Source organism: Paenibacillus sambharensis (assembly GCF_003233845.1).
GTDB classification, from domain to species: Bacteria; Bacillota; Bacilli; order Paenibacillales; family Paenibacillaceae; genus Paenibacillus_I; species Paenibacillus_I sambharensis.
Genome location: NZ_QKRB01000042.1, coordinates 86,982 through 103,616, shown reverse-complemented (window position 1 = coordinate 103,616; position 16,635 = coordinate 86,982). Strand labels below are relative to the sequence as shown.

15 protein-coding genes and 1 riboswitch are annotated in these 16,635 nt (G+C 53.7%); of the genes, 5 read left to right on the top strand and 10 right to left on the bottom strand.

Annotated elements, in window-relative coordinates; genetic code table 11:
- Positions 1-6 precede the first annotated feature (6 nt).
- The 9 genes from cobJ to DNH61_RS09460 form a co-directional block, all read right to left on the bottom strand.
- Positions 7-1,707 carry a precorrin-3B C(17)-methyltransferase gene (gene cobJ / locus DNH61_RS09500; RefSeq protein ID WP_111146423.1) on the bottom strand — a complete coding sequence of 567 codons (1,701 nt, stop codon included), beginning with the start codon at positions 1,705-1,707 and terminating at the stop codon, positions 7-9.
- 216 nt (positions 1,708-1,923) lie between these two features.
- A riboswitch (cobalamin riboswitch) is annotated at positions 1,924-2,130 on the bottom strand.
- A gap of 303 nt (positions 2,131-2,433) precedes the next feature.
- Positions 2,434-2,970: a CYTH domain-containing protein gene (locus tag DNH61_RS09495; protein ID WP_425452231.1), complete on the bottom strand. Its 537-nt coding sequence runs from the start codon at positions 2,968-2,970 to the stop codon at positions 2,434-2,436.
- A 183-nt stretch (positions 2,971-3,153) separates the two neighbouring features.
- Entirely contained in the window at positions 3,154-3,276 is a 123-nt protein-coding gene (locus DNH61_RS09490; RefSeq protein WP_111146421.1) for a sporulation protein YjcZ, read from the bottom strand.
- A gap of 117 nt (positions 3,277-3,393) precedes the next feature.
- Positions 3,394-3,711 (bottom strand): cupin domain-containing protein, encoded by a 318-nt coding sequence (locus tag DNH61_RS09485; RefSeq protein WP_111146420.1) that lies wholly within the window; start codon positions 3,709-3,711, stop codon positions 3,394-3,396.
- 15 nt (positions 3,712-3,726) lie between these two features.
- Positions 3,727-4,494 (bottom strand): response regulator transcription factor, encoded by a 768-nt coding sequence (locus DNH61_RS09480; protein WP_245948094.1) that lies wholly within the window; start codon positions 4,492-4,494, stop codon positions 3,727-3,729.
- A complete protein-coding gene (locus DNH61_RS09475; protein WP_111146419.1) occupies positions 4,491-6,341 on the bottom strand; it encodes a cache domain-containing sensor histidine kinase in 1,851 nt (616 codons plus the stop codon). The genes DNH61_RS09480 and DNH61_RS09475 overlap by 4 nt, the downstream gene beginning before the upstream one ends.
- 131 nt (positions 6,342-6,472) lie before the next feature.
- On the bottom strand, positions 6,473-7,510 hold the full coding sequence (locus tag DNH61_RS09470) for a TRAP transporter substrate-binding protein (RefSeq protein WP_111146418.1): 1,038 nt from the start codon (positions 7,508-7,510) through the stop codon (positions 6,473-6,475).
- Positions 7,511-7,569: 59 nt separating this feature from the next.
- On the bottom strand, positions 7,570-8,868 hold the full coding sequence (locus DNH61_RS09465) for a TRAP transporter large permease (RefSeq protein WP_111146417.1): 1,299 nt from the start codon (positions 8,866-8,868) through the stop codon (positions 7,570-7,572).
- Complete coding sequence (locus tag DNH61_RS09460; RefSeq protein WP_245948091.1) at positions 8,865-9,383, bottom strand: TRAP transporter small permease; 519 nt, start codon at positions 9,381-9,383, stop codon at positions 8,865-8,867. The genes DNH61_RS09465 and DNH61_RS09460 overlap by 4 nt, the downstream gene beginning before the upstream one ends.
- A 372-nt stretch (positions 9,384-9,755) precedes the next feature.
- On the opposite strand from DNH61_RS09460, the gene DNH61_RS09455 reads away from it, so the two are divergent.
- From DNH61_RS09455 to DNH61_RS09435, 5 genes are all read left to right on the top strand, one after another.
- A complete protein-coding gene (locus tag DNH61_RS09455; RefSeq protein ID WP_111146416.1) occupies positions 9,756-10,730 on the top strand; it encodes an ABC transporter permease in 975 nt (324 codons plus the stop codon).
- A gap of 27 nt (positions 10,731-10,757) precedes the next feature.
- Positions 10,758-11,645 (top strand): carbohydrate ABC transporter permease, encoded by an 888-nt coding sequence (locus DNH61_RS09450; RefSeq protein WP_245948089.1) that lies wholly within the window; start codon positions 10,758-10,760, stop codon positions 11,643-11,645.
- A 123-nt stretch (positions 11,646-11,768) separates the two neighbouring features.
- Complete coding sequence (locus tag DNH61_RS09445) at positions 11,769-13,424, top strand: extracellular solute-binding protein (protein ID WP_111146415.1); 1,656 nt, start codon at positions 11,769-11,771, stop codon at positions 13,422-13,424.
- 63 nt (positions 13,425-13,487) lie between these two features.
- The gene (locus DNH61_RS09440; RefSeq protein WP_111146414.1) at positions 13,488-14,495 is read left to right on the top strand and encodes a sugar phosphate isomerase/epimerase family protein; all 1,008 of its coding nucleotides are present in this window, start codon (positions 13,488-13,490) and stop codon (positions 14,493-14,495) included.
- Positions 14,492-15,187 (top strand): hypothetical protein, encoded by a 696-nt coding sequence (locus DNH61_RS09435; protein ID WP_245948087.1) that lies wholly within the window; start codon positions 14,492-14,494, stop codon positions 15,185-15,187. The genes DNH61_RS09440 and DNH61_RS09435 overlap by 4 nt, the downstream gene beginning before the upstream one ends.
- 28 nt (positions 15,188-15,215) lie before the next feature.
- Here DNH61_RS09435 and DNH61_RS09430 read toward each other — a convergent pair whose 3' ends face one another.
- Complete coding sequence (locus tag DNH61_RS09430; protein WP_181438634.1) at positions 15,216-16,625, bottom strand: MATE family efflux transporter; 1,410 nt, start codon at positions 16,623-16,625, stop codon at positions 15,216-15,218.
- Between the last annotated feature and the right edge of the window lie 10 nt (positions 16,626-16,635).

Genomic DNA, 16,635 nt, shown 5'->3' with positions numbered 1-16,635 from the left:
ACCCCCTTAATCTCCGCATACTGCATCTTCAATTACTAATACAGGCACTTCCCGGTATTCATAGCCGGCAACCTTCTTGACACGTTTGAAGAACTTGTGAAAACGCTCGTTCGGATGTCCTTGCTCCGCGAAAGCTGTAACAATGCGTTCAATTGTAGCAACCAGCTGCGACGGCTCAATGCCTTCAGCAACCGGCTGGCCCGCGTGGGCATTGCGGCCGACAGGCTTCGCTCCAAGGAACAGATCGAATTTTCCGCGCCGGTATATAATTCCGATATCATCGTGAACAGCTCCATAGCAGGCCATGCCGCAGCCATTGAAGCCGATCTTCAGCTCTTTGGGCATTCTTCTGCCGTTCCAGGCCGCCGCCAGCTGTTCGGCATACGGAATCGATTCATCTTTCTCGCCGTTACAGAAATCACACGCCTTCACCAGCGCTACATCGCCAAGCGGCATTAACAGCAGCCCCGCTTCGCGCAGCCTGCCGGCCACCGACTCGGGATCAGAGGTCGGCACGCGCAGAATCAGCTGATGCTGGGTCGTATACTCAATCTCTCCGTGCTCCCCTGCGGCTTCCGCAATGAGCATCAGCTGTTCAGGTGACAGCTTCTTCGAGGCAACACCCGGACTGACGGCAAACTCTAAGACTTCTTCCTGACGGAACAGCTGCGGCGGTGCAGCGGAAGTGACTGGCACTGCCGGTCTTCCGGTCCGGCTGGACGCAAGCATCAGCGCTTCAGCCGCTAGCTCGTATGAAGTACCGCCGGCCGGCTTGTCTTGAACAGACCCTGCGTGAGGCCATTCCTCTACCCCGATGCCTGCCAGGTCTTCATATTCTCCGATCTCTTCCCCGGCCTCCTGCAATCTGGCTTCTTCAGCCGCATTAAGCGACCAGGGCTCAGCTTCGGTCCGCAGGCGTTCATGCGGCCGCAGCGGCTGCACGTCCGAATCCAGCGTGTACTTGCGCTGATAGCCCCGCGGCGTTATCATCAGGCCGTCGTACAGAAATGTGGTCGAATTACCGATGATGACCGTTGTCAGCATGCCAATCTCGAAATCCAGCATATGCGCAAGCGTGGTCACTACCACATGCTCCCGGTCGCGGTAAGCGCTCTTCACGATACCTACCGGTGTATCCGGGCTGCGATGCTTCAGCAGGATAGCCTGCGCCTCCACGATCTGCCTAGTGCGCCTGCCGCTGCGCGGGTTATACAAGGCTATAACAAAATCCGCTTCCGCCGCAGCCTGAATCCTCTTCTCGATGACCGCCCAAGGGGTCAGGTGGTCGCTGAGGCTGATGGTGCAGGCATCATGCATGACCGGGGCACCAAGCAGAGAAGCTGTTGATTGTATGGCCGAAATACCCGGAATGACCTCCACCTCGACACCAGACTTGGCATCCCAGCCCTTCTGAACCAACACTTCATAAACAAGGCCCGCCATCCCGTACACACCGGCGTCTCCGCTCGAGATGACGGCGACCTTCTTGCCTTCCTCCGCCTGCCTGACAGCTTCCTGAGCACGGCTGACCTCCTCTGTCATTCCCGTCCGGACCAGCTGCTGGTCTGTCAGCAGGCCGCTGATCAGATCCACGTAGGTGTTGTAGCCGATAATGACATCGCTTTCGGTTATGGCATCCCTTGCCCGCTTCGTAATATGTTCAAAGCTGCCCGGCCCGAAGCCGACAATTAGCAATTTCCCTCTCATAACGCGACCCTCCCATATGCTCCTATACAAGCCGTCTTCAGTACAAAGGGCACAAAAAAAGCACCCCGCCCGGAAGGCGGGATGCTGGACCGGTCAACAAGGCAGCATTTTCTGTACCCCTTCCGGATGATAATGGCAGCCATCTTGCTGCATCCGGCAGGGAGCCGTATGTTGAACGGCACTCGCATCGCACACCATTCCGTTCCTCGCAGAATTGATGCAGCTCGATAACAGGCAGGTCTCCTGACTTCAGACAGCCGTCGGCGCCTTCCCGGTTTCCCAGTGGCTTAGATGCCGAGGCATTAGGGCTAACTGCCCTTGTCCTTCACAGTGGCGGGACCGTGTCGGATTTGAACCGACTTCCCTATTAATCCGAGTGCCCCTTGCCGGGATCACTCTGGAACCTGTATCTTAGTGAATGCCTTGCTATTCAGTTAAGCCTGTTTCCAGGCTGATTCGAAGCTGCTGCTTACTCTTGAACTCTATGAAAATATTAGTGCATCACGGCTGATTAAGCAACAAGAGTTTCCTAAAACGGGTACTTCGCCCACGGAATGACCGAACGGCATAGCCGCTCTACCTGTCAGACTTTAATATTTATGACAGAAGCTGTCTATCTATGCCGCTCGACATATGGAAGTCGCTTTCAGAGAAGTGAAAAAAGGGGCTGTCCCATAAGTCAATACTTTGAGACAGTCCCTTGCTATATATCATTACTCACAATGATTAGATACCAGGCATTCGCTCCTGCAGTTGTCTCCACACCGTCTTGTTGCTGTATTTCTTCTCTGCGCTGATATCCGGCCCAAACCACTCAGGAGCCATAAACGCCAGCGCCTCCTCTTCAGAGGCAAACTCAACCTCTACCACCGTGAGCTCCAGCTGGTCATAGATGTCAATTTCCACGAGCCGCCCCTTCCAGTCGGCTGTAATCCGGTTCTTAGTCAGCGCCACAGCACCAAATGCTCCGGCCACCTGTTCATAAATACCCGCTGAGATGCTGTATTCAATTTCCTCGCGAACCAGACCGTTGCCGTTCTTGAAGGTGTGTGTATGAGTCACCTCTCCAGTTCCCAGATCCTTGATTCTGCGAATTCGCAGCTCCTGGCCGGCATCAATGGCAAGATAGGTTTGTTCGATCCGCTGCTCTGACACAATTCTGAGATCCTGCTCCTCCACAATCTCCTGCAGCGGCTTAGTCAGCAAAAATTTCTTCTCGATTTCAAGCGCCATCCATTCGTCTCCTCTGCATACCAGATTCATTATGTAATCTCACCATTATAGTCGCCGGTGCCTGGAAACTCCAATTAAGGAACACTCAGAAATCCGCATCCCAACATTTAGTTCACGATCGCATTACCAGGATGAAGAAAGCGGCCGCCCAAGCAGGCAGCCGCTTTCTGTTGTGTCCTGCGAGCAGGGCACGTTATAGTATTACCCCATTACTTAGATGCCAAAACCTGTACGGGAGATGATGACAAGCAGAATGAACAGAACCAGAATCGCACCTGTCGACGTCCATACTCCTGCACCTACACCAGTTCCTACTCCTGCTGCTCCGTATGCCATTTGAGCATTCCTCCTTTATGGTGTTATACGATATGTTATGCAGGTGGAATGCCCGGCGCTTGGACGTATGACTAGTTCTCTTACGGAGTAGGGCATCGCTCATTTACGCCTACCCTATTATCGTTTCAGCAAATCCTCCCTCAGCGGCGTGAAGCAGTCCAGCAGAGCGGACGGCTCAAGCGCTACAACACCGTGAACTGCGCCGCCTGGAATGGAAATCGTCTCGCCTGCACGGATTATCCTTTTCGCCCCGTCAACTGAAAACTCCAGGCTGCCCCGCAGACAGTAACTGAACTGCTCATGCGGATGAGCATGCAGGTACCCTTCGGCCCCTTCCTCAAAATGAACCTCCATCATCATCAAGCTTGTGCCAGGCGGATAAACTCTTCGCTTCACACCCGGCTCCGCAGCTTCCCATTGTCCAAATTCGCTCATAAATCCATCTCCTCTCTATAATCGAATCGTAGTCCTGCCACCCTCAACCTGCCTCCGGCAGTCGCTTGGCGTCAGGCCGGTAATCCGCTTGAAGGTATGGCTGAAATAAGCCGTATCCGTGTAACCGAGCCGCGAAGAAATCTCGCTTACCCTAAGTGAAGTCTTCTCCAGCAGCCGGACCGCTTCAGCTACCTTCATTTCAGTCATATAGTCCGTGAAGGTCCTGCCTGTCTTCTGCTTAAACAGCTTGCAAAAATAACTTGGATTCAAGTGGACCGATGCGGCTGCCTCCGCCATAGTCAGAGGCGACTGCGGATCCTGCGCGATCCGGAAGATGACCTGTTCCACAGGGGACATATCTTCCATCTGAGCCGGCCGCTCCCCGCCCCCCCTCTCCGCAGCATTAATCTGCCTTTCCTGCCAGCTATTAAAGCACCGGATTACATCGTCAACCTCAACCGGCTTGACGAAGTAATCGACAGCCCCCTGCCGCAGCGCTTCCTGTGCATAAGCAAAATCGTCATAGCCGCTAACGATAACAACTCCGGTGTTCTGCCTGCGGATGCGTATTTCCTTCAGGAGCTCCAAGCCGTCCATAACCGGCATCCGAATATCAGTCAGAACCAGATCTGCCTCGTTGGCGTTCAGCCAGTCGGAAGCTTCCATACCGTTAGTCGCCTCATGCGCGATCTCAAAGGGCATGCCGGATTTCTCAATCACCTTTCGAAGCGCTGTGCGTACCCATCTCTCATCCTCCACTAACAAAATTTTGTAGCCGGTCAAGTCGAATCCCTCCTCCTGTCACGTATGCAGGGCAGAACAAGCTTAATCTCCGTACCAATACCGCGCTCGCTTTCCACACTCATCCCATAAGGCTCCCCGAACAAGTGTCCGATTCTTAGCCGCACATTGCGGATCCCGATATGGCCTTTAGGCTGTTCTTCTGTCTTCATTAATTGTGTGATTTGCCCTGGTTCCATCCCTGCTCCCGTATCGGATACGGTCAAGAGGTACGCATCCTCCTTAAGCAGCCGGGCTGTGATGCTGATCTCGATCCCCCCAATCTCAGGCTCCAATCCGTGGACAATACTATTCTCGATCAGAGGCTGCAGCGTGAACTTGGGAACAGGAAAGTCAAGCGCCCACTGCGGAATATTCAGGCAATAGGACAGACGGTCTTCGAAGCGGAAGGACTGAATCTTGAGATACACCTCAGCAACCTCCAGCTCCTGCCGCAAGGTGACGACAGGCGAATCATCCTTGACATTGTAACGAAGCAGCCGAGAGAGTGAAGCGGACATGCTGGCGATATCATCACGGTCATGCTCTAGGGCCATCCCCCGGATTGTCTCCAGCGCGTTATACAGAAAATGCGGGTTGATTTGAGCCTGCAGCATTTTGAGCTCGGCATCCTTCTGGCGCAGGGACATCTCGGTTTCTCTCAGCTTGGAGAAGTAAACCTCCTCCAGCAGTTCATGCAGCCTGGCCACCATCTTATTGAAACCGGCGGAAAGCTTGCCGATCTCGTCTTTCGATTCCACCTCCACACTTCCCTTCAAATCGCCGATTTCCACGCGTTTCATGAACTGGTACAGACGTCGAACCGGACGAACCAGGCTGGCGGCAAATCCGAAGCTGAGAACATAAGCCAGCATAATAAAAGCTGCTGACGTAATCACGATAGTACGGCCGATGTAGGATCTGCTTGCCATCAGGTCTGTATAGGGTATAGATGTGAACATCCGCCAGCCAAGCGCTTCACTCGTGCTGAAGGTCAAGAATTGGCGTGCCGTCCCTGCCGGATCTGCCGCTGTTAGGGCTGAACCGCTCAGCTGCCTTCCTGCCGCCTGCAAAATCGCCTGTTCCGCCTTCGTACCAATTCGCGCATAATTAGGGTGATAGATATAATGATCCCGCTCATCAAGAATGAAGAGATAGCCGCTCCCGGATTGGCCCAGCCTTACCTTCCGCGCCACATCCTGTAAGCGCTTATAATTCAGGTCGATAACGAGCATGCCGAACGGACTAAGATCTTGAGGATTGGCTATCCCTTTCACCACCGATATGACTGGTTCCACTCTTCCCTTCCATTTCACCAGCCGGCTGTATACCTTGGGCTTGCCGGCTGGTGAAACATTGCCGAACCAATACTCAGACCGAAGCTCACGGACCGATGAAATACCCGGCTGGTCATTGGAATCGATAGCGTTCAGTCCGTTATCGACAAGCAGTGTCATATTCGCAACATCCGAACGGGTATAGGCAGAATTTTTCAGCACATTGCGGACGCGGTGCGCAAGCTCGTCATCCGGTTCCGCTTCCCTCGCTTCGCTTCTGATGAAGGCTGCCGTATCCGGATGATTCACGATGCGCAGCGCGTTGATTTCGAAATCGCGAAAATAGTCCTCAACATAATGCTTTACCTGTTCAATAATCTGCCAGCTGTACTGCCTGGCTTCCCTTTCCAGCGTTTCAGAAGAATGCCGGTACGTAATCAAACCGGCACACAGCATGGGAATCGCAACGAGAAATGCAGAGAACACCATCAGCTTGGTCATGAGCGGACGGTCGCGCAGCAGCAGCTTTCCGAGCAGTTTGCGCATTTTGCGGTCTTGTGTTTTGACAGTCACTATACGCTCACCACCACCCAAGTAGTACTAAAGCTTCTGAAATAGATGTTCTCTGCTGCGGCACCCGGTTCCTCCCACGAAACCTTCATTTGGCGGCACCGGCAAGCGGGGCCGCCAAGGAATGCAGCAGCTTAAGGTCTTGCCGCTTCGATTGCTTCGAGCACTTCTTGATACTGGCTGCGGTACTTATCAATGACCGGTGCTACCGCCTGTTTCCATGGCGTAAAGTCGGTAACTTCCGTGATCGTCGCTCCGCCCTCGCGGACCTTCTCCTCGGACTCCTGTTCATACTTCGCCCACTCATCACGCTGGTATTCAATGGAATCGAGCGCCGCCTGGCGGATAATATCCTGATCCTCGGCGGACAGCTTATCCCATACCTGCTTGGAGATGAGCAGAACTTCAGGCACCCGCTGGTGGCTGTCAAGAAGATAGTGAGGGGCCACCTCGTAATGCTTGCTGGAATAATAGCTTGGGTAATTGTTTTCTGCCGCATCAATAACACCCGTCTGCAGCGAGCTATAGACTTCGCCGTAAGGCATTGGTGTCGCACTTGCACCCAGCGCCTCCATAATATCCATGTTCAGCTTGTTCTCGATGACACGGATTTTCATCCCCTTCAAATCTTCCAGCTTCGTTAACGGCTTCGAGGAATAGAAGCTCCTGGAGCCTGAGCTGTAGTAGGCAAGCCCCTTCATGCCTGACGATTCCAGACTGTCCAGTAGCCCCGTACCCGCGTCACTCAGCAGGAAGCTCCAGACATGGTCGTCGTTATCAAAGATATACGGGAGGCTGAATACTCCAAAGTCCTTGCTGAATTCGGCCATAGGGCCTGTGCTGACACGGGTAAATTCTATCGCGCCTAACTGCACCTGCTCAATGACCGACTTCTCCTCACCAAGCTGGGCGGAAGGGAAGACGTCAATTGTTATGCGTCCGCCGGAGCGTTCCTTCACAAGCTCTGCAAACCTCATATCTCCCTTGGTCGTCGGATAGTCAGCCGGATGCGCCTCCGCCAGCCGGAAGGTGTAGGTAGCGCCTTCGGCTTTGCCGCCGGGTTCCGCAGTTGTTCCTGTACTGTCTCCTGTACCGCCGTTCCCGCATCCCGTAATTAAGAGTGCGGCAGCCGCACCTAGACCGATTAATTGACTCATTTTACGCATGAGCATGTTCAATACCCCTCTCCAATTCAATTTGCAGATACACTTGTACGGCCCGTCATAAGCTGCTATGAACCCCCATTTACCATATTAGGCAGCCACAGCGAGATGGCCGGGACGTACGTTATGACCATCAATACAGCGACCATGACGAGGAAAAACGGTATGAGGGCGCGGGTTCCGCGTTCAATTGAAACTTTGCCGATCGCACAGCCGACGAACAGCACAGTTCCAACAGGCGGCGTGATCAGCCCAATCCCCAGATTCAGGATGAGAACAATGCCGAAGTGAACCGGGTCCATGCCAAGCGCCGTGACGACCGGGTACAGGATCGGTGTCATAATCAGGATCAGCGGCGCCATATCCAGCGGCGCACCCAGTATAAGCAGCAGTACATTCAGAATCAGCAGAATGATGACCGGATTATCGGATATGCCAAGCAGCAGGTCCGTGAGCATAACCGGGATTTTCAGATAGGTCAGAATCCAGGCAAAGGCGTTGGAAGCCGCGATCAGGAACAGCACCATAGCTACGGTACGGAACGTCTTCAGGAAGATGACCTTGACGTGGGACAGCGGGATATCCCGGTAAACGAAGAAGGTCAGAATAAACGCATAGACACAGGCTATAGCGCCTGACTCGGTCGCCGTAAACCAGCCGGAGAAGATGCCGCCCAGAATAATGACACCGGTCAGCAGCGACATGGAGCCATCTATAATAATTCGCGGGACATCCTTCAATTTGACGGCCTCTCCCCGCTCATATCCCCGCTTGCGTGCGATGATGTAGGAGGTGGTCATCAGTACAACAAGCAGAAGCAGACACGGAATAATTCCCGCCAGGAACAGGCTTGAGATGGACACCCCGCCTGCTGCAAGCGCATACAAAATCATGTTGTGGCTTGGCGGCATCACGACGCCTTGAATGGCTGCAGCGGACGTGACAGCAACCGAATAATCGGCATCATACTTCTTGCGTTTCATCATCGGGATCATGACGGAGCCGACAGAGGAAACGTCAGCGGCAGCCGAGCCGCTGATATTGCCGAACAGCATACAGGCCACGCAGTTTACCATTGCCAGCCCGCCCCGGATCGCGCCTACGATCAGCTGAGCCAGGTTGATTAAGCGCAGCGCAAGACCGCCTTCACTCATAATCTGGCCGGCAAGAATGAAGAACGGGATGGCGAGCAGCGCATAGCTGTTCAGCCCCTGCACCATGCGCTGGCCGATAACTGCCAGCGGGATTTCCAGCGCCATGGCCGTAATAAGAGAAGTAAGCGCGAGTACCATCGCAATGGGAAAGCGCAGCAGGATCAAGCCGAAGAAGCATACAGCGAGCAGAATCATGGCACCGGTTGCACTCATTCCTGCACCTCCTCATCCAGATGCCGGTGGCGGACCGTGTCCACGCCAAGCAGCTGCAAAATCGTGTAAACGCAGATCATCACTCCGGTAATGGGCATGATGACATACATGACGCTGCTTGGCCAGTCGGTTGCCGTCATCGTATTGTTGTGCATCAGGACGGTAAACTCCCAGCCGTACAAGATCAGATAACCGCCGAACAGCAGTGTAGCCGTACCTATAATGTAGTCCAGTGCTTTGTTGAACCGGGCTGGCAGCCTCTTGGCCAGCGCATCCATGGCCAGATGCAGTTTTTCCCGGAATCCGATGGCAATCCCGAGGAATGAGAACCAGATTAGCAGCAGCAGCGTGATTTCTTCCGACCAGAAGAATACAAAGTTGAAGGCCTTTCTCGTAATGACCTGAACCGTAACAATGATGGTCATCAGCGCCACCGCACTAACGGCAAAGGTTTCAATTGCCTTGTCGATATGAAGCGCCGCTGCCCTCAGACCGCGAAGCAGCTTATTCCTCACCAGCACACCTCCTTCTTATGAGTCAGTTATATTGTAAGGGCTTACAAAACAACTGAACACCCGGGCATTTTGTGGTTTCGTTGTAGTATTTTTGTTTTTTCACGGATGAAAAGCCAATTATTATTACGCATCTATGTACAGGAAACATCATCGTGAAGTGATGATTTTGTAAATTCGCCCGTTTTCACGAAACTTGCCATGATAACAAAATATTGATAGGTCAAAATAGCTGATTTTTGCGCAAAAAATGCTACTAATCAAAAAATGTTGAATTGTTCATCCTCCCTGCTGCTGCTATGTTCGTTATGGCGCTGCGGCGTCACCGCTTCCGGCCAAGACCGGCCGGACAATCGTTCAAGGAGGATACCGACTATGCAAGCACCCCCGAAGACTGAAGCAATCCGGCGGAGATGGCCTTCCGTCCCGGTACGTTTCCGGCTCCCGCTGCTTAAGCACAATCGTTACTGGAAGCACCGCTATCTGACGATCCTGCTGCTGCCCTGCATCACCTATTTTTTTGTGTTCCACTACTTTCCCTTATATGGCGTTCAGATCGCCTTCAAGGACTACAAGTTCCTGGCCGGCATCAACGGCAGCGAATGGGTCGGACTGGAGAACTTTCAGAAGCTGTTTGCGATGGAGAGCTTCAACAACGCTTTTCGCAACACACTGATCATCAGCTTCTACAAATTTGTGTTCGGCTTTCCCGCTCCGATTCTGTTTGCCATACTGCTGAACGAGATCCGGCTGGTGTTCATGCGCCGCTTCATCCAGAGCATCTCGTATTTCCCGCATTTTCTGTCCTGGGTCATACTCGCGGGCGTGTTCACCCAGTTCCTGTCGCCGTCAACCGGGCCGCTTAACCTGCTGCTCAAGGAAATCGGCCTAGACGCCGTATACTTCCTCGGCAATCCCGAGTGGTTCCGGTCGGTGCTCGTTGCCACGGACATCTGGAAGGATCTTGGCTGGAGCGCCATCATCTATCTGGCCGCCATGGCCGGCATTAATCCCGAGCTGTATGAGGTTGCCAAGGTGGACGGAGCCAACCGGTTCCAGCGTATCCGCAATATCACGCTTCCAGGCATTGCGCCGGTCGTAACCATCATGCTGATACTGTCGATCGGCAAGATCATTCAGGATGATTTTGACCAGGTGATGAATCTCTATAACCCGGCTGTATACGGGGTCGGTGATGTGCTCAGCACCTACACCTACCGGACTGGTATCGAGAGCATTCAATACAGCTTCGCCACTGCAGTCGGCCTGTTCAAGAACGTGATCTCGCTGATCGCGGTCCTGATTGCCAACTGGATTGCCAAGAAGGTCAGCGACAGCAGCTTATGGTAGCAGCCAGCTTACAAGGAGGAGATTCTGATGAAACCGATGCGCAAGCTGCGTATCCACCCCGGCGGACTGCTGTTTGATATTGTGAATATGGGTATGATGCTCCTGCTCTGCGTCACCACCCTGTATCCGTTCCTGTATTTGCTTACGATGTCCCTTAGTCCGTCAGATGTCTCATTCATAACGATCAAGATCTGGCCGGAGAAGTTCACATGGGCCAACTACCAGATGGTGTTTGAACACGATTTTATCCGCAGCGGCTTCGTCAATGCGGTTATCCGGACGGTGCTCGGCACCCTGATCACACTCGTTGTGACCGTGTCAGCGGCTTATGTGCTGGCGAAGCCATATTTTCCCCATCGCAAGTTCTGGACACAGCTGATCGTACTGACGATGTTCTTCTCGGGAGGACTTATCCCCACCTATCTGATGATCAAGGGTCTTAACCTGATGAACACGGTGTGGGCGCTTGTGCTGCCTTCCATGGTCAGCGCCTTCCAGCTGATTGTCACAAGGAATTTCCTGCAGTCGCTGCCTGCTGAGCTGGAGGAGTCGGCGAAGATCGACGGGGCTAATGACATCTACATTTTGTGGAAAATTGTGATCCCGCTCTCCATGCCGATTCTGGTCACGCTGGGACTCTGGAACATCGTCTTCCACTGGAATCAGTGGTTTGACAGCATGCTCTATATGACCCGGCCCGAGAATGAAGTGCTGCAGGTGGTGATGCGCCGGATTGTGCTCGATGGCGAGATGGACATGCTCTCCACGGCCGTTCCCGAGATGCAGCGGCAGGTCAACACAGAGACGCTAAAAGCAGCGACGATCATGTTTACGACAATACCGATTGTCCTGATCTATCCGTTCGTCCAGAAGTATTTCATCAAGGGTATGCTCGTCGGGGCGGTTAAAGGCTGAGGTCGGAAGCCCGGCTGATAACTGCTGCATAAATCTCGATACGAGGGGTGCAGACAGCGCATCCGTATCTTGACATATAATACCGACTTCTTTATAACCAAATCCAGGAGGGTGAACAACCAAATGAAAGCTGCACAATGGGGAAAAACACTGCTTGCCGCTATGCTGGCAGGCGCAATGCTGACAGCCTGCAGCGGCAATGAGAATCTGCCGGCATCTACTAACGGGAACGCAGCAGCACCGGCATCGGCAGAAGGCTCGGCTGATCCGCTGGCGAAATATGAGCCGGTCGAAGGTAAGAAATATACGATTTCCTGGCTGCCCTATGAGAAAGTTCCTGTTCCCAAGGACGCAGAGATGGTCAAGTTTTATGAAGAGAAATTCAATGTGGACTTCGATATCTGGAATCTGGACCACGCCAATGTTGTTGAGCTGTTCAATATGCGGCTGGCCGCCGGTGAAATACCGGATTACAACCGCAACGCGGTCAAAACCAATACCCTGCCCCAGTATGTAGATCAAGGGGTGCTTGCAGAAATTCCAGAAGAAGTCATCAAGAAATATATGCCTACTATTTATGAGAATGCAATGAAGCTTGATCCCAACTGGCTTAAGTATGCAAGCGTTGATGGCAAAATCTACGGCCTGCCGATCCTGAGCGACGCAGCAGAATTCCGTTCCACAATCGTATGGCGAGGCGACTGGCTGGAGAAAGTCGGCATTACGAAGACGCCGGATACACTGGAAGAGTTCGAGGAAGCCTTCTATAAATTCGCGAACGAAGATCCGGATGGGAACGGTGTTAAGGATACCTACGGCCTGTCCCAGTCTGGCCTGCAGGCAATCTTCGGCGCTTATGGCGTGCTTCCCGGCTATGGTCCGCACAAGTGGCAGGACTGGTTCTGGATGGAGAAGGACGGCAGGATCGTTAATGCTGCCGTCATGCCGGAAGCCAAGGAAGCGCTGAAGCTGCTGAACAAGTGGTACAAGGACGGCGTGCTTGATCCGGAATTCATTACCGGCGAGAATACGGGCGACTACTGGGGCATCTCCCACGCCTTCGTCAACGGTAAAATCGGCTTTACCGGCCACGGCCAGAACCAGCATTGGTACGAACCGCTCGCAGAAATCGAAGGTGACAAGGGCGGCCGCAACTATGAAGAACTGGCAAAGAAGGATCCGGCCATAGCCAAAGCGATTCGTTACGGCCTCCCTCCTGCCGGCGTAAACGGTGAGCGCACCTTGTTTGCCAACAACTATGTGGATGCGCCGGTTATCGTATTTGGCAAGCAGCTGGAGGACGAGCCGGACAAGCTGGGCAAAATCCTGCAAATTCTAGAGCACAACATGGGAACGACGAAGGAAAACTTCTATACGGCGAACCTGGGCATCAAGGGCAAGCATTGGGATTCGGATGATGAGACGCTCCGTACCTTCAAGATTCTGCCACCGTACAACGAGATGGAAGGCAACGTATACGGCGCCGGCATCTTTGCTTCCGACTTCCTCACCTTCACAATGAACGAAGTCAAGAACGAATGGGCAAGGAAGAATGGCTTCAGCGAGGGCGCGGTGCGCAACAAGCTGATTGGCGCGCTGCCGTCTGACGACATGTACAAGGCTGAGCTGATCAAGCTCCGTGACGAAGCTTATATCTCGATTATCACCGGTGACAAGCCGGTCGACTACTTCGACGAGTTCGTCAAGAAGTGGAACGCAGCCGGCGGCGAGCAGGCAACCAAGGAAGCGAATGAATGGCAGGCTAATCTTGCCAAGTAAGGAGTGAACGGGAGGGTCAAGCGTGCTTGGCCCTTCTCTTATTAACTGGAGAGGAACATGATAATGAATCAAGATCTAATTGACCGCCTCCGCACTCCCTTGTCGGTGCCCGTTCAAAAGGATGGCTGGTCATTCTCTACCTCGTGGAATGTGAAGCAGCATGAATCAGGCGTTGATATGATTCGCCAGATCAAGAGCCTTGGGTTCAACGATGTGGAGCTGAATTATCAGGTCAGCAGGGCAATGGCTGATGACATCTACCCGCTTGTATACCGCGGTGAAATCCGCGTCTCAAGTGTTCACCATGTGTTTCCCAAGGCAGAAGATATGACCCAGTACGGTCCGGATGCGTATATGCTGAACCATCCCGACCCGGAGAAGCGGCTGCACGGCGAGCAGCTGCTCGTAGAGTCGGCGGTGCAGGCAGAGCGATTCGGCGCGGAAGCTGTCGTTCTTCATCCTGGGGAAGCGATCGTTGAGCACCATTATGACGCCGGGCTTAAGCGGATGTACAAGGAAGGCATGAGGCACAGCGAGGCCTATGAAAGCCTGCTCGCCGAACTGAAGGAGCGCCGTGCGGAAGATGGGGCTATCCGCTGCCGGATGATTGCCGAGAGTCTTGAGCGTATTAGCGAGGAGATCGCGAGGCGCGGATTGAATGTCTGGATTGGCCTGGAGACAAGAGCGCGCATTCATCAGCTGCCTACCCTCTCGGAAGCGGTTGGCATTATTGAAAGCTTGAAGGGAGCGCCGGTTCACCTGTGGATTGATACCGGTCATGCCATCATGATGGAGAGGCTCGGCCTCTACTCGATTACCGAGGAGCTGCCGTCTGCGCTTCCCTATGTGAAGGGCATGCATATCCATGATACCGCAGGTCTTATTGACCATTGGTGCCCCTACGTCCACAGTGATGATACAGCCGGCTTCGAGCGCTTCCTGCCTGCTATTGAACGGTCAGATCTGCGCGTCTATGAATACAAGCCGGTTTGTGAGCCGGAAGCCATTGAAGAGAGCCATAGGCTGCTGAGCAGCCGGTTATCAAGTCTGAGAGGGGTAGTAGGAGGATGAAGAAACATACGACGGAGGTCCAACCGGCTAGGCAGATGCGGTTGGACTGGGAATTGGCGATGAGGCTCGCACCGAGACTATACATGGATGAGCTGGAGCCATTCAAACCGGTCATGGTTGGCGTAACGCTTATCGACCGCACCTTCCCTTCTCCATCATTCCGGCGCACGCTGAACGTGGATCAGGAGAGCATGCTGGGAGTGATTGAATACGCCGTCTACTATGATTATGATATCCAGCATCTCTACGATCTGGAGCATGTCTGGGTCTATGTAGCTCATGACGGCAGCGTGCTTAACGTGGAGGCGAGCTTTCATGGCAAATATTTGCGCGGGCTGCTGCCAGACCGCTCGAATCTGGGAACGGATGGACGGGCCTCGCTGTTCGTGCAGCCTGGCAAGCACGCCTTCTCGCCGATGCCTGAATTCTTCCTTCTGCTGCCCGATGTGGAATCCGCCAACGACAAGCTGGCCGGCAGCGGGGGTGTTCTCGAGCCTGACATGCTGAAGGGCGCTTATAAGACCGTACCAGGCGAGATGGATCTCAAGGCAGAAGCGCATTTGCAGGAATTCCGCTTTAAGCCCTCCTTCCAGTATGTGCCCTATGAATGGCCGGAGGGAATCTTTGTGACATGGGACGTCCTGAAGGAGGAAATCCCGAAGCGCATGCGTCTTCTGCTGGAATCCATTTAACTGCCGTTCTCTTCTCTTATAACCATTATTACATCTTAGCCGCCGTCACCCCGCCTTTCGCGGGAGCGGCGGTTTTATGCTGGGTGACAAGAACCGCAGCCTCCCATTTCCGGCTCCGCCATCTTCCCAGCATGGACAGCCCTCTAATCCATTCATCCAAGCCTGTTGCAATCCAGATTCCTGCTGCTCCAAGTCCTGCAGCAGTCAACCCGTATCCGGCAGTCAAGCTGATTCCGGCCATTGAAATAACAGCCATTAACAGCGGAAAACGGGCATCCCCAACAGCGCGCAAGGCGCTGACCGTATTCATGTTCAGACACTTGCCTGTTTCAACGAACAAATTGAGCAGGAGCAGATGCCCTGCTATACGGATGACCTCCGTATCCTCCGTAAACAGGCCGACCAGAGGCTCACGGAACAGAATGACAGCACAGTTGGCGATAAAGACCGCAGCTAAGCTGAGACGGATGCTGTGCCAGGTCTGCTTATAGGCCTCATCAAACCTCCCTCCGCCGGCATCACGGCCAACTATAATCATATTAGCCGCACTGAAGGCACTCCCGAAGCAGGTGACGAACATCGTCAAGTTTACAGCGTACTGCCGGCCTGCGAGCGCCTCTGTGCCCAGGTGGCTGATCAGCGCAATGAACACCGTTTGTACAGCATGGTACAAGAAGGTTTCCATAGCCGAAGGGATGCCGACCTTCACCATTTTGCCCAGATCTTCAGGATGAAAGACTTCTCTTGACGGCATGCGGAACCGGATGCCTGTCAGTCTCGCAAACAGCAGGAGCAGAATCAGCGCGGTCAGCCCCCTGCTCAGACAGGTAGAGACAGCAGCACCGGTAACACCGAGTGCCGGAACCATACCCAGCCCGAATATCAGGACTGCATTGCCTGCAATATTAGCCAGGTTCATACCCACTGAAGCATACATGGCCAGCTGGGTATGACCATAGATCCGGATGATGGCAGTCAAGCCGTTCACAAGCGACTGAAGCACCAATGATCCGCCTACCCAGATCAGATATGAGCGTGCCGCAGGCATCAATTCATCACTGGTCTGAAGCAGCGCCAGCAGCGGACCGCTGAAGAGAATGAGCAGCAGGCTGATGGCTCCGCCGATTACCGAGTTCAGATACAGGGAAGCGAGCGCCGCACGGCCGCCCTCCCGTTCACGGCCTGCGCCCAGATACTGCGCTAGAACAACCTGAGTTCCCACCGTAACGATTCTTAGTACCAGCAGCCCCAAGGTTACATACTGATTGGAAAGGCCAGCGGCCGCTACGGCACCGTCAGATACGGCGCTCAGCATCCAGGTGTCCACACTCCCCATCAGCAGCATCAGCACCATCTCCAGCCCGATTGTCCAGACAAGCGCCGGGAATCTCGCCTCTGCGGAAGCCGCAGCGCCAGACTTCATATTCCTGCGAAACATATATAGCATC